At 67.8% G+C, this 12,426-nt stretch carries 13 protein-coding genes; 11 read left to right on the top strand and 2 right to left on the bottom strand.

Annotation, left to right across the window (positions count from 1 at the left end; translation table 11 throughout):
• The first annotated feature begins 53 nt into the window (after nt 1-53).
• Nucleotides 54-203: a hypothetical protein gene (locus CEF10_RS17060; protein ID WP_198586157.1), complete on the top strand. Its 150-nt coding sequence runs from the start codon at nt 54-56 to the stop codon at nt 201-203.
• 87 nt (nt 204-290) lie between these two features.
• Complete coding sequence (locus tag CEF10_RS06800) at nt 291-653, top strand: hypothetical protein (RefSeq protein WP_101067376.1); 363 nt, start codon at nt 291-293, stop codon at nt 651-653.
• Nucleotides 654-724: 71 nt separating this feature from the next.
• Here the strand turns inward: CEF10_RS06800 and CEF10_RS06795 are convergent, their stop codons facing one another.
• On the bottom strand, nt 725-1,891 hold the full coding sequence (locus CEF10_RS06795; protein ID WP_101067375.1) for a DcaP family trimeric outer membrane transporter: 1,167 nt from the start codon (nt 1,889-1,891) through the stop codon (nt 725-727).
• 787 nt (nt 1,892-2,678) lie between these two features.
• Here CEF10_RS06795 and CEF10_RS06790 point away from each other — a divergent pair.
• Complete coding sequence (locus CEF10_RS06790) at nt 2,679-4,679, top strand: acetyl-CoA carboxylase biotin carboxylase subunit (RefSeq protein ID WP_101067374.1); 2,001 nt, start codon at nt 2,679-2,681, stop codon at nt 4,677-4,679.
• Nucleotides 4,680-4,683: 4 nt separating this feature from the next.
• A complete protein-coding gene (locus tag CEF10_RS06785) occupies nt 4,684-5,205 on the top strand; it encodes a hypothetical protein (protein WP_101067373.1) in 522 nt (173 codons plus the stop codon).
• A 43-nt stretch (nt 5,206-5,248) separates the two neighbouring features.
• Here the strand turns inward: CEF10_RS06785 and CEF10_RS06780 are convergent, their stop codons facing one another.
• The gene (locus tag CEF10_RS06780; protein WP_101067372.1) at nt 5,249-5,731 is read right to left on the bottom strand and encodes a DUF4174 domain-containing protein; all 483 of its coding nucleotides are present in this window, start codon (nt 5,729-5,731) and stop codon (nt 5,249-5,251) included.
• Nucleotides 5,732-5,845: 114 nt separating this feature from the next.
• On the opposite strand from CEF10_RS06780, the gene CEF10_RS06775 reads away from it, so the two are divergent.
• The 7 genes from CEF10_RS06775 (at nt 5,846) to CEF10_RS06745 (ending at nt 12,407) form a co-directional block, all read left to right on the top strand.
• The gene (locus CEF10_RS06775; protein WP_232796428.1) at nt 5,846-6,844 is read left to right on the top strand and encodes a hypothetical protein; all 999 of its coding nucleotides are present in this window, start codon (nt 5,846-5,848) and stop codon (nt 6,842-6,844) included.
• Nucleotides 6,816-8,945, top strand: coding sequence for a methylmalonyl-CoA mutase (gene scpA, locus CEF10_RS06770; RefSeq protein WP_101067370.1), 2,130 nt, complete (start codon nt 6,816-6,818; stop codon nt 8,943-8,945). Before CEF10_RS06775 ends, scpA begins: the two co-directional genes overlap by 29 nt.
• Before the next feature lie 95 nt (nt 8,946-9,040).
• Nucleotides 9,041-9,550 (top strand): MAPEG family protein, encoded by a 510-nt coding sequence (locus CEF10_RS06765; protein ID WP_101067369.1) that lies wholly within the window; start codon nt 9,041-9,043, stop codon nt 9,548-9,550.
• Nucleotides 9,551-9,558: 8 nt separating this feature from the next.
• Nucleotides 9,559-10,170 carry a VOC family protein gene (locus CEF10_RS06760; RefSeq protein WP_101067368.1) on the top strand — a complete coding sequence of 204 codons (612 nt, stop codon included), beginning with the start codon at nt 9,559-9,561 and terminating at the stop codon, nt 10,168-10,170.
• Nucleotides 10,167-10,694, top strand: a complete 528-nt coding sequence (locus tag CEF10_RS06755; protein ID WP_232796427.1) for a GNAT family N-acetyltransferase — start codon at nt 10,167-10,169, stop codon at nt 10,692-10,694. The genes CEF10_RS06760 and CEF10_RS06755 overlap by 4 nt, the downstream gene beginning before the upstream one ends.
• 10 nt (nt 10,695-10,704) lie before the next feature.
• The gene (locus CEF10_RS06750; protein WP_101067367.1) at nt 10,705-11,382 is read left to right on the top strand and encodes a molecular chaperone DjiA; all 678 of its coding nucleotides are present in this window, start codon (nt 10,705-10,707) and stop codon (nt 11,380-11,382) included.
• A complete protein-coding gene (locus CEF10_RS06745) occupies nt 11,382-12,407 on the top strand; it encodes an endonuclease/exonuclease/phosphatase family protein (RefSeq protein WP_101067366.1) in 1,026 nt (341 codons plus the stop codon). Before CEF10_RS06750 ends, CEF10_RS06745 begins: the two co-directional genes overlap by 1 nt.
• Nucleotides 12,408-12,426 lie beyond the last annotated feature (19 nt).

Genomic DNA, 12,426 nt, shown 5'->3' with positions numbered 1-12,426 from the left:
CGGGGCGGAAAAGCAGTTTGCCGTGCGCCCGGAGACACAGACAGGAGAAACGGATGTCGAACAGTCTCAAGATCCTTCTGGCCCTCGGCCTCGTCGGATTCGTCGCCGCCTGCGCCCAGCAGGAAGAAGAGTACGTCGTGGTCGAGCCCGAGCCGATCACCGAAGAGCCGGAGCCCACGGGCAAGTACGGCGGCAAGTACTGAGCCCCCGGGCTTTGCCGACGCGGCGGGACGGGCCTGCACGCCCGTCCCGGCCGCAAACCTGTGCCCCTTTGATCCGGGGGGCGTGCCATGTTGAAGCACCGCGGGTTTCCCGGGCGGTTGCCCGGCACGGATCTCCATTTCACCATTCGCAGGGCCAACCCCAAGGGCGCCACGCCCATAGTTCGGCGCGAACGTTACCGCGATCGCAAGCCGGTCGACCGCGCGGCCGACGCGACCTTCCTTGCCGCGTTGTGGGACCATTTCGGTGACCGGCCGTTCGAGCGGGGAAACCTGGACGCCGGCCGGCTGAGCTGGGTGTTCGGCCGCGAGGTGGTGCCGGCCGACGACCCGTTCGATCCGGAAAGCTACGAGGCGCGTCTGAAGATCGACGTGGCGACCGCGCGGCGCAACTTCCCCGATGTCTTCGACGCTGAAGGGAACACGCCATGACGTCGGGCAGCCGCTTCGACCTGGCCCGGTTCGGTGTGGCACCGCGTCTGCAGACGCGGTGCCATGGCGGATCAGAAGTCGAACCGCGTCGAGAACTGGAGCCGGTCGGCTTCGGCCGTGGTTCCGTTGCCGAGCTTGTTCTCGCCGTAGAAATACTCCAGCCCGAAGGTCAGCGATTCGCGCGGAGAGTAGAGAGCGGTCACATGGACCGACTGCAATTCCTTGGTCGCCAGCGCGGGCGCGCGGTCAAGCTCGGTCAGGCCGTAGTTTGCGCTCAGGGTCCATTTCTCGTTGATCTGCTGGCTGATGCCGACCGTGGCGCTTTCGGCCTCGACCTCGTCGGCGCCGAAAAACAGCGCGTTGGGATTGGCGACGCCGGTGCCGAGCGCGAAGACGAGGTGATCGGCCAGCCCGTCGCCAACGTGGTAGTTGCCCAGAATGCTGCCGCCCTGCCAGAGTTCCGCGGTCCCGGCCAGACTGACGCCCCAACCGTCGATGTCGTTGCCGAGATTGTCGGTGATGTCGCGGGAAATCCCGGCGAGGCGGATTGCGCCGCGATCGAAATCGTACTTGGCCGCGGCGGTGTAGCTAGGCTCGGTGGCGTTTCCGTTCTTGTCCTCTTCGATCGCGGCCGAAAAGCTGAACCCGTTGCCAGTGTCGTAGGTGTAGCGCGCCTGCATCACGCGTGCGAACGGCATGCCGGCCGGTCCCTGAAAATCGAGCGTGGCCGGGTAGCTGAACAGGGGGCCGAAGTTCGACCACGACTGCCCGACCAGAAGCCCCTTGTATTCCCCGTAGGCGTGCCGCAACCGGTATTCGTCGGTTCCGGGGGTGCCCCCGAAGAAATCACCCTCGATCTTGGCGTCGAAGGCGCCATTGGAAATGTCGACGCCCAACCGCGTCTGCTTGGCATGTCCCTGGAAGTTGTCATTGGACGGCGCCCCGGGTGCAAGGTTCTTGAGCCCGAATGTCGTGGTACCGAGATTGGCGTCGTCGTCGTAGATCAGATCGCCCTTGATGTAACCGTAAATGCCGACCGTTGTGCCGTTCCGGAAACTGAAGGTGAACGGGTCCTCGGCCGTTTCGGCCTCTTTGGCCCGTTCGGCCTCGAGCGCCTCGACGCGTGCGCGCAGTGCGTCGAGCTCGGTTTGAGATTTCTCGTCCGGGCCGGCGTGGCCGGGGCCGGTGGCCAGCATGCCGGCCAGCGCCGCCGCGATTGTCGTGGATATCGGTTTCATGAGGTTGTTTCTCCCTTGTGCGATGAATGCGACAAGGCTGGCACGCCGCGCGGTGACACCCGTGTCATGTCCGCGGGAGAGTTGTTGACCGCGCGGACAAGTCCGCGTGGTGGCGTGTTACAAATACTTCAAGAGAGCGGGAGCGCTTCTGCAAATAGGCGGATTGGCGGAAGAATTCGGCCGAAACGTGTTGGGCGGCGGCCGCACGGACGGGGCGGCCCCCTGGTTCATTTGCACGGCCATGTCGGAAACGGACGCCATCGTGTCGCCCACCGGGGTGGCTTGGTTGCAACAGTCTGCCCCGATCCGGCGGTAGGAGGGGGCGCGATCTCACGGGCGGGCGCCTGCAGGCTCACGCGGTTTCAACAAAGCGACATGCGGGCACCCGTCAGGCCTTCGTCCGTGCGTCGGGGCGCACGGGGCGGCACGTTCTTGCCAATGCCGTCGCGCGGTGCGCGAATGCCTGCCGAAAGCGTTGCGCCCCAGATTGCCCGCTTGGCGTGCGTCAACTTCGGCGCCACCGTATCGCGTGTAGTGGCGGCCCCGCGTCCCCGGGCCGAGACAGAACGTCTTTTCCGTTACCCTTCCCCCTACCGGGCGGTTCTGTGGTGTCATCCACGGTCCGCCCGTTTTTTTCCGGCGGCTCCGGGCGCCGGTCGCCCGCCGCGACACACACGTGCGCGGTGCATCTTTTCCAGCATTCAACCCGCACCGGCCCGGTCGGAGCCGCGCGCGCCGATCCGGCCGCGTCCCCGCCCGCCTGCCCAAGAGCAAGAAGGACCAATACATGTTCAATAAGATCCTGATCGCCAACCGCGGCGAGATCGCCTGCCGGGTCATCAAGTCGGCCCGCGCCATGGGGATAAAGACCGTCGCCGTCTATTCCGACGCGGATCGCAATGCGCTGCACGTGGCCATGGCCGACGAGGCCGTTCACATCGGCCCCGCCCCGGCCGCCGAATCCTACATCGTCATCGACAAGGTGATGGACGCGATCCGCCAGACCGGCGCCGAGGCGGTGCACCCCGGCTACGGCTTCCTGTCGGAGAACCCGAAGTTCGCCGAGGCGCTGGAGGCCGAGGGCGTCGCCTTCATCGGCCCCCCCAAGGGCGCGATCGAGGCGATGGGCGACAAGATCACTTCCAAGAAGATCGCCAAGGAAGCCGAGGTCAACACGGTGCCCGGTGTCATGGGCCTGATCGAGGACGCCGAGGAGGCGATCCGCATCAGCCAGGAAATCGGCTATCCGGTCATGCTCAAGGCCAGCGCCGGTGGCGGCGGCAAGGGCATGCGCATTGCCTGGAACGACGAGGAAGCGCGCGAGGGTTTCCAGAGTTCCAAGAACGAGGCGGCGGCCAGTTTCGGCGACGACCGGATATTCATCGAGAAATTCGTCACCCAGCCCCGGCACATCGAGATCCAGGTGCTGTGTGACCAGCACGGCAACGGCGTTTACCTGGGCGAGCGGGAATGCTCGATCCAGCGGCGCAACCAGAAGGTCATCGAGGAGGCCCCAAGCCCCTTCCTCGACGAGGCCACGCGCAAGCGCATGGGCGAGCAGGCCCTCGCGCTGGCCCATGCCGTGGGCTATTCCAGCGCCGGCACGGTCGAATTCATCGTGGACGGCGACAAGAATTTTTATTTCCTCGAGATGAACACGCGCCTTCAGGTGGAGCACCCGGTGACGGAACTCATCACCGGCGTGGACCTTGTGGAGCAGATGATCCGGGTGGCCGCCGGCGAGAAACTGGGCCTTGCGCAGAGCGACATCACGCTCAATGGCTGGGCGATGGAAAGCCGGCTCTATGCCGAGGATCCCTACCGCAACTTCCTGCCCTCGATCGGCCGGCTGACGCGCTATCGCCCGCCGCAGGAGCTGGCCGTCGAGGGCGCGGTGGTGCGCAACGACACCGGCGTCTACGAGGGCGGCGAGATCTCGATGTACTACGACCCGATGATCGCCAAGCTGTGCACCTGGGGCCACACCCGCGCGGAGGCGATCGAGGGGATGCGCAACGCGCTCGACGCGTTCGAGATCGAGGGCATCGGCCACAACCTGCCGTTCCTCAGCGCGGTGATGGACCACCCGCGCTTCGTTTCGGGCGAGATAACGACAGCCTTCATTGCCGAGGAATACCCCGATGGCTTTTCCGGTGTCGCGCTGCCCGAGGACATCCTGCGCCGCATCGCGGCAAGCTGCGCGGCGATGCACCGCGTGGCCGAGATCCGGCGCTCGCGCATTTCGGGCCGGATGGACAACCACGAGCGTCATGTCGGCGAGAACTGGGTGGTCAGCCTGCAGGGGCATCGCTTTGCCGTGACCATCGATGCCGACCGGGACGGCTCCACCGTGACCTTCGCGGACGGCGACATCATGCGCGTGGCCAGTGACTGGACGCCGGGCGACCAGCTGGCCGAGCTCGAGGTCGAGGGCAGCCCGCTTGTGCTCAAGGTCGGCAAGATCTCCGGCGGCTTCCGGATCCGCAACCGCGGCGCGGACCTGAAGGTTCACGTCCGAACGCCGCGTCAGGCGGACCTGGCGGCCTTAATGCCCGAGAAACTGCCGCCTGATACCTCGAAGATGCTGCTGTGCCCGATGCCCGGCATGATCGTGAAGATCGACGTCTCCGAGGGGGACGAGGTGCAGGAGGGGCAGCCGCTTTGCACCGTCGAGGCGATGAAGATGGAGAACATCCTGAGGGCCGAGCGCCGAGCGAAGGTGTCGAAGATCAACGCCGGGCCGGGCGACAGCCTGGCCGTGGATGACGTGATCATGGAGTTCGAGTGACACGATGACCGCCGCATGCCGCCACAGCCTGCGCGCCGCCGGGCCCGCCCTCGTGGCCGGGCTCGTGCTCGCCGGCTGCCGCGGCGGCGAGGAGGCGGCGCTGCGCGAAGGGTTGGCGCGGTGGTTCGCCCTGGGCGACACGGTGTCCTTCGAGTCGCGCTACGGCTGCATGGCTGGCGTTTTCCGGCTGACCGACATGCAGGTCAAGGCGCCGCTGCGCGTGACAGACAGTGCGGCGGCCGCCGCCGTCGCGCTGGAGCGTCGCGGGGCAACGGCGCTGGACGTGCCCGGGCAGGCGCCGGATGCGGCGATCGTTGCATTGGCGAACACCGAACGCGACACCGGGATGGCCGTGCGGCGCGCCGCGCTCGAGGGGCGGGCGTGCATGGATGACCGTGCCGAAAGCGCCTTCCGCTACGCGCTGGAGAATCCCGGCGCCGTGCTGGCCTATGACGCGGTGGCCCGCCGGGTCATGCTGCTTGATCCGGCCACGGGGCTGCTGGTGGTCGTGCAGGGGTCAAGATGAGGCCGGCAGCCGAACCGCACGGGGCCGTCATGGCGGCGCGCGCTCAGCTCTCGCCGCCGCGTCGGTCCTCGATCTCCTGCTGGCGCATCGGCATCTTGTCGATCACCCGGCCGATCTCGCGCACGTCCCACGGCACCGGCTTGCGCAGGTATATCTTGCCGTCCTTGCCGACCAGGACGATGGCGAATCCGCGTGGGTGCAGTTCCTCGCGCAAGGCCGAATCGGCCTCCGGGTCGGTATCGGTCAGCACGACCACGTCGCGCTCGGTCAGGTCCTCCGGCCGCTTCCGGATGTTCTTCATCTGCTGGACATACCGCGGATCCGCCGGGCTGTCGGCGAACACCACCAGAGGGCGCCGTGTCCAGATGAAATCCTTCAGGTCCGTATCGTCGGCCGGCCGGATCAGATCGGCCAGAAGGGCCTCCGTTCCCTCCGCAGAGTCGGCGGGGGCACTTTCCGCGGCGTCCTGGGCCGCGGCGGGCAGGGCGGTTAGGCCTGCAAAAACAAGGGCTAGGATGGGTCTCATGTATTCTCCCGTCGGGCAAGATATAGGCCGAGGGGCCGCGTTTGCGAAGGATGAACTGGAGTGCGACCCGGAAAATTCTAGCTTTAAGCCCATCGTCAGGACCGGAGGGGCAGCATGACGGCGCTGACCCTTCCATCGCCGCCCCGGGCGGCCCCCTGGCGAAAGGCAAAGGCGATCATGGACGTCATCCTGCATCTGGGCGCGCACCGCACGGGCACCACCAGCCTTCAACATTACCTTGCGTGCAACGCCCGCCGCCTGGCCGCCCAAGGCGTGCGTGCCTGGGGCCCGCGGCGCACCCGGAACGGCCTGCTGACCGGCGTGATGCCGACCCCCGGCGTGCTGCCGCCGGAGCGGCAACTGGCCCGCGCCCGCGGCCGGCTCGCGCTGGCGCTCGAAACAGCCCGCGCCGAGGGCGTGCAGACGTTGCTTGTCAGCGACGAGAACATGATCGGTGCGGCGCGCCGGAACCTGCGCGCCGGCCGTCTCTACCCGGACGCGGGCAGGCGGATGGTTCGGTTCGCGCGGGCCTTCGAGGGGCGCATCACGCGGCTGGCCCTGTCGGTGCGTGCACAGGATGCCTACTGGGCCTCGGTACTGGCCTACGCCGTGGCCCGTGGCCACCGCATGCCCGACACCGATGACCTTGACAGGCTGGTCACCGCGCCGCGCCGCTGGCGCGACGTGATCGCCGATGTGGCGCGGGCCGTGCCCGGCGCGGAGCTGCGTATTCTGCCGTTCGAGGTCTATGGCGGACGACCGGAACTGTTCGGGCGGCGCGTCGCCGCCGGGCCGGATTGGCCCGATGCACACGCGCGTGAGGCGCGAGGCGCATCGCCGAGGCTGCCGGCCCTGCGCGGCATCCTGGCCGAATGCGGGCGCGACCCGGCCCGCCTGCCGGCCGGCGACGGGCGCTGGCGCCCCTTCGATGCCGCGCAGGCCGCGGCGCTGCGCGCCGCCTATGCCGAGGACATGGCCTGGCTGCGCGCCGGTGCCGACGGGATCGCCCGTTTGATGGAGGAAGACCGACCACAACAGACGGCGCCGCAAGCGCCGCAACGGTCAGCGACAAGAGGACGACGAGATGACGGACAAGAAAGACGAATGGCGTAAGCGCGCCGAAAAGGAACTGCGCGGTCGGCCGCTGGACGATCTGACCTGGCACACGCTCGAGGGCATCGAGGTGCAGCCGCTTTACACCGAGGAGGACGTCGAGAACCTCGATCATCTGGGCTCGATCCCCGGCGCGCCACCCTTCGCCCGGGGCCCGCGGGCGACGATGTACGCGGGCCGCCCCTGGACGATCCGCCAGTATGCGGGCTTTTCCACGGCCCAGGAATCCAACGCCTTCTACCGCAAGGCGCTGGCGGCAGGGCAGCAGGGGGTCTCGGTGGCGTTCGACCTGGCCACGCACCGCGGTTACGACAGCGATCACCCGCGCGTGGAGGGTGATGTCGGCAAGGCCGGCGTGGCCATCGACAGCGTCGAGGACATGAAGATCCTCTTCGACGGCATCCCGCTCGACAAGGTAAGCGTGTCGATGACGATGAACGGCGCGGTGATACCGGTGCTCGCCAGCTTCATCGTCGCCGGCGAGGAACAGGGCGTGTCCCGCGCGGACCTGTCCGGCACCATCCAGAACGACATCCTCAAGGAGTTCATGGTGCGCAACACCTACATCTACCCGCCCGAGCCCTCGATGCGGATCGTCAGCGACATCATCGAGTACACGGCGAACGAGATGCCGCGCTTCAACTCGATCTCGATCTCGGGTTACCACATGCAGGAGGCCGGGGCTAACCTGGTGCAGGAACTGGCCTATACCCTGGCCGACGGGCGCGAATACGTGAAGGCCGCGATCGAGGCGGGCATGGACGTCGACCGGTTCGCCGGGCGCCTGAGCTTCTTCTTCGCCATCGGCATGAACTTCTTCATGGAAGCGGCGAAGCTGCGCGCGGCGCGGCTGCTGTGGCACGAGATCATGACCGAATTCGGCGCGCGGGACGAACGGTCCAAGATGCTGCGCACGCACTGCCAGACCTCCGGCGTCAGCCTCGCCGAACAGGACCCCTACAACAACGTGGTGCGGACCGCGTACGAGGCGATGTCGGCGGCGCTGGGCGGCACGCAGAGCCTGCACACCAACGCGCTGGACGAGGCGATGGCCCTGCCGACCGAGTTCTCGGCGCGGATCGCGCGCAACACCCAGCTCATCCTGCAGGAGGAAACGGGGATCACCAACGTCGTCGATCCGCTCGCCGGGTCCTATTACGTCGAAAGCCTCACCAGCGAGCTGGCCGAGAAGGCCCGCGCGTTGATCGAGGAGGTCGACGAGATGGGCGGCATGACCAAGGCCGTGGCCAGCGGGCTGCCCAAGATGCGCATCGAAGAGACCGCCGCCACCCGGCAGGCGATGATCGACCGTGGCGAGGAGGTGATCGTCGGGGTCAACAAGTATCGCCGCGAGGACGAGGATCCGATCGACCTGCTGGAGGTGGACAACACCAAGGTCCGCGACGGACAGGTCCGGTTTCTCGAGAAGATCCGCGCCGAGCGCGACGACGCGGCCTGCACCGCCGCGCTCGAGGAACTCACGCGCCGCGCCGGCGAGGGCGGCAATCTTCTGGAGGCGGCCGTCGAGGCCGCGCGCGCACGCGCCAGTGTGGGAGAGATCAGCATGGCGATGGAAAAGGAGTTCGGCCGCCACAGTGCCGAGGTGAAAACGCTCGCCGGCGTCTACGGCAAGGCCTACGAGGGCGACGAGGGCTTCGCCGCGATCCAGAAGGCGGTTGAAGGGTTCGCGGAGGACGAGGGGCGGCGCCCCCGCATGCTGGTCGTGAAGATGGGTCAGGACGGTCACGACCGGGGCGCCAAGGTGATCGCGACGGCCTTTGCCGACATCGGTTTTGACGTGGACGTTGGCCCGCTGTTCCAGACCCCCGAAGAGGCCGCCCAGGACGCGGTCGACAACGACGTGCACGTCGTCGGCATCTCCAGCCAGGCGGCCGGCCACAAGACGCTGGCGCCGCGGCTTATCAAGGCACTGGAGGAGCGCGACGCGGGCGACATCATCGTGATCTGCGGCGGCGTGATCCCGCAGCAGGATTACGCGTTCCTGCAGAAGGCCGGGGTGAAGGCGATCTTCGGGCCGGGCACGAATATCCCCGAGGCCGCCCAGGACATCCTCAAGCTGATCCGCGCGGCGCGGGGTTGAAACGGGCGGGGCCGTCTTGCCACCGGCGCCGGCGCGGTTGACAGTGCCATCGGCCCCACCGAGGGTATGCGTGCCAAGAACAGGGCGGGTCGGGCATGGGTGAGCAAGCGAAGATCGCGATCGGCACGGCAGGGGGGCTGGTTTGGGCCGTTGCCCTGCTGGTCGGGGCCGCGGCATTCGTTGATCTTCCGGTGTTCACGCTCATGCCGACGATCATGACGGCCTTCCTGGCACCGGGGCTGGTGATGGCGGCGATGATCGGGCGGGCCGCGGCGCGGCGTTTCTTCGACCCGTCCCTGATCGAGGGTGCGATGCCGCTTCCTGGCAGCGCCGCCGCCACGGACCAACGCGTTCTGGCGAACACCGTGGAACAACTGATGCTGGCCCTGTGCGTCTGGCCCGCGGCCGCGGTGATCCTGGGTGCCAACGGGCCGGGGGCGATCATGACGCTTGGCGTCGGCTTCGCGCTGGCGCGGCTCGTTTTCTGGTGGGGCTGTCATGCTTCCGGTCCGGTTCGGGCCTTCGGGTTCGCCGCCACGTTCCTTCCAACGGTTCTCGTCGCGGTTTGGGCGCTGTGGGCTCTCGTGTCCGGGTCCGGTTCCTAGGGGGGCGTATGCTGGCACTCGATCACCTCGCGGTGGCGGCGCAAACGCTCGAGGCGGGCCGTGAGACCGTCGAGTCTGCGCTGGGCGTTCAGTTGCAGCCGGGCGGCAGCCATCCGCATTTCGGCACCCACAACATGCTGCTGGGGCTGGGCGACGGGCTGTATCTCGAGGTCATTGCCATCGACCCCGAGGCCCCGCCACCGGGGCAACCGCGGTGGTTCGGGCTCGACCGTTTCGCCGGCCCCCCGCGGTTGACGAACTGGATCTGCCGCACCGGGGACATGCGCGACGCTCTGGCCCACTGGCCGGAGGCCGGCCGTCCCACGGCGCTGGCCCGCGGCGATCTGCGCTGGCAGATGGCGGTGCCGGATGACGGATTGCTGCCCTTCGACGGGCTGTTCCCGGCGCTGATCGAATGGCAATGCGCCGAGCACCCGGCGCAAAGGCTGCCCGATGCGGGCTGCCGGCTGGTGCGCCTCACGTTGCATCACCCCCGGGCCGAGCGGCTGGCCGCCCTCCTTCAGCCCGGGCTGGCGGACGCACGGGTGGCGGTCTTGCCCGGTGCGCCGTGCCTGCGCGCAGAGATCGAGACGCCGTACGGCCTGCGGGTTCTGACGTGATCGCGGGGCTGCGCGACGCCCGCGCCGAGGATGCTGCCGGGATCGCCGCGCTCTGGAACCCGGTGATCCGGGATACCGCGGTGACCTTCACGAGCCTCGAAAAGACGCAACGGGACCTCTCGCGCGATATCGCCATGCGGCAGGCCGACGGCAAGGCCTTCCTCGTGGCCGAGAATGAGGGCCGGATCGTCGGCTTCGCGACGTATTTCCAGTTTCGCGCGGGGCCGGGCTATGCGCGTACGATGGAACATACCCTCGTCGTGGCCCCACAGGTCCGGGGGGCGGGCGTGGGCCGCGCCCTGCTTTCGGCGCTGGAGGATCATGCCCGCGCCGGCGGTGCGCACGCGATGTTCGCCGGCGTCAGCGCCGAAAACCCCGCCGGTGTCGCCTTCCACGCGCGGCTTGGCTATCGGACCATCGCGCGTTTGCCGCAGGTGGGGCGCAAGTTTGGCCGCTGGATGGACCTCGTGCTGATGCAGAAATGGCTCGACGGCGACCCTGACATCCCCCCGGAAACCGGCTAGGTTCGGGCGCGTGTCGATCTGGACCCGGATAACCGAGGCCGTCTCGGCCCTTGCGAAAGGGGAGGGGCTGAGCGCGGTCTTTGACCGGCTGCGCACGCCGCCCGAACGCACCGTGGGCTTCACCATCGCCGTGATCGCGCTGAGCGCGAAAATGGCCAAGGCCGACGGGCTGGTCACCCGCGACGAGGTCACCGCGTTCCGCGAGGTGTTCCGGATCGCGCCGCAGGACGAGGCGGGGGCGGCCAAGGTCTTCAACCTTGCACGGCAGGATGTGGCCGGCTTCGAGGAATATGCAACCCGGATCCGGCGCATGTTCGGCGACAACGACGACTCCCTTTGCGACCTGATGGAGGGGCTGTTTCATATCGCGCTGGCCGATGGCCGGTATCATCCGCAAGAGGATCGTTTCCTGGAACGGGTGGCCGAGATCTTCGGGCTGCCTGAGGCCAAGTTCCGCCGGTTGCGCAGCCGCTTCGTGCAGGACGCGCGCGACCCCTACGTCGTTCTGGGCGTGACGCCCGACATGCCCCTCGACGAGATCCGCAAGGTCTGGCGGCGCGAGGTGCGCGAATGCCACCCCGACCGGATGGTCGCCCGCGGCGTACCGGAGGAGGCGGTCAAGCTTGCCGAGAAACGCATGACCGACATCAACCGCGCGTGGGAGGAGATCAGGGAGGCGCGCGCGTGATGCGGCTGGCCACCTACAACGTCGAATGGTTCGATGCGCTGTTCGACGATGACGGGGAACTGCTGGACGACGGGGAGCGGTCGGCCCGGCACGATGTGACACGCGCCGACCAGCTGACGGCGCTGGGCATCGTCTTTACCGCGATGGACGCCGACGCCGTCATGGTGATCGAGGCGCCCGACAATGCCCGCCCCCGGTCCACAGTTCGGGCGCTTGAGCGCTTCGCCGAGGTCATGCAACTGCGCGCGCGCCGTGCGCTCATCGGCTTTGCCAACGAGACGCAGCAGGAAATCGCCCTTTTGTACGACCCCGACGTCCTGCGCGTGCGCCACGATCCGCTGGGCCAGCCCACCGGCAAGAAGGGCGCCGTTGGCGCGCCGCGCTTCGACGGGACCTTCCGGATCGATCTCGACATCGACGCGACAGAGGACCGTGTGGTCTTTTCCAAGCCTCCGCTGGAAATCGCGGCGGAAACGACCGGCGGGGTCGTCCTTCGGCTGATCGGGGCGCATCTGAAATCCAAGGCGCCGCACGGCGCCGCAACGCGCGACGCGGCGATGCGGATTGCCATCGCCAGTCGGCGCAAGCAACTGGCGCAGGCAATCTGGCTGCGCCGCCGCGTCAGCGCACATCTTGCAGCGGGCGAGCCGTTGATCGTCATGGGGGACCTGAACGATGGCCCCGGCCTCGACGAGTACGAAAACCTGTTCGGCCGTTCCTCGGTCGAGATCGTCATGGGCGAAGGGGATGGCCCCGCGCTTTACGACCCGCACGCGCGCCGCGCGCTGACTCAGCGCGTCGGTGCGATCAACACGACCGCGCGGTTCTACCTCAAGGATGAGGGCAGGTATCTTCAGGCGTTGCTCGATTATATCCTCGTGTCGCCGGATCTGGCCGCCCGACATCCACGTTGGCGCATCTGGCACCCGTTCGACGATCCCGGCTGCTTGCGCGTGCCCGAGTTGCGAAATGCGCTGGTCACCGCCTCGGATCACTTTCCGGTCACGGTCGAGATCGACATCTGATCTTCAACGGGGACGCTCG

The sequence above is a fragment of the Roseovarius salinarum genome, from assembly GCF_002834145.1.
GTDB classification, from domain to species: domain Bacteria; phylum Pseudomonadota; class Alphaproteobacteria; order Rhodobacterales; family Rhodobacteraceae; genus Roseovarius; species Roseovarius salinarum.
This window is presented reverse-complemented; position numbering and strand designations above follow the sequence as displayed.

What these genes read in the sequence shown, in the direction of transcription:
- CEF10_RS06785 (WP_101067373.1), top strand. Translation starts at nt 4,684, where the DNA reads ATGACCGCCGCATGCCGCCACAGCCTGCGCGCCGCCGGGCCCGCCCTC.
- CEF10_RS06745 (WP_101067366.1), top strand. Translation starts at nt 11,382, where the DNA reads ATGCGGCTGGCCACCTACAACGTCGAATGGTTCGATGCGCTGTTCGAC.
- CEF10_RS06775 (WP_232796428.1), top strand. Translation starts at nt 5,846, where the DNA reads ATGACGGCGCTGACCCTTCCATCGCCGCCCCGGGCGGCCCCCTGGCGA.
- CEF10_RS06760 (WP_101067368.1), top strand. Translation starts at nt 9,559, where the DNA reads ATGCTGGCACTCGATCACCTCGCGGTGGCGGCGCAAACGCTCGAGGCG.
- CEF10_RS06800 (WP_101067376.1), top strand. Translation starts at nt 291, where the DNA reads ATGTTGAAGCACCGCGGGTTTCCCGGGCGGTTGCCCGGCACGGATCTC.
- CEF10_RS06790 (WP_101067374.1), top strand. Translation starts at nt 2,679, where the DNA reads ATGTTCAATAAGATCCTGATCGCCAACCGCGGCGAGATCGCCTGCCGG.
- CEF10_RS17060 (WP_198586157.1), top strand. Translation starts at nt 54, where the DNA reads ATGTCGAACAGTCTCAAGATCCTTCTGGCCCTCGGCCTCGTCGGATTC.
- CEF10_RS06780 (WP_101067372.1), bottom strand. Translation starts at nt 5,731, where the DNA reads ATGAGACCCATCCTAGCCCTTGTTTTTGCAGGCCTAACCGCCCTGCCC.
- scpA (WP_101067370.1), top strand. Translation starts at nt 6,816, where the DNA reads ATGACGGACAAGAAAGACGAATGGCGTAAGCGCGCCGAAAAGGAACTG.
- CEF10_RS06795 (WP_101067375.1), bottom strand. Translation starts at nt 1,891, where the DNA reads ATGAAACCGATATCCACGACAATCGCGGCGGCGCTGGCCGGCATGCTG.
- CEF10_RS06765 (WP_101067369.1), top strand. Translation starts at nt 9,041, where the DNA reads ATGGGTGAGCAAGCGAAGATCGCGATCGGCACGGCAGGGGGGCTGGTT.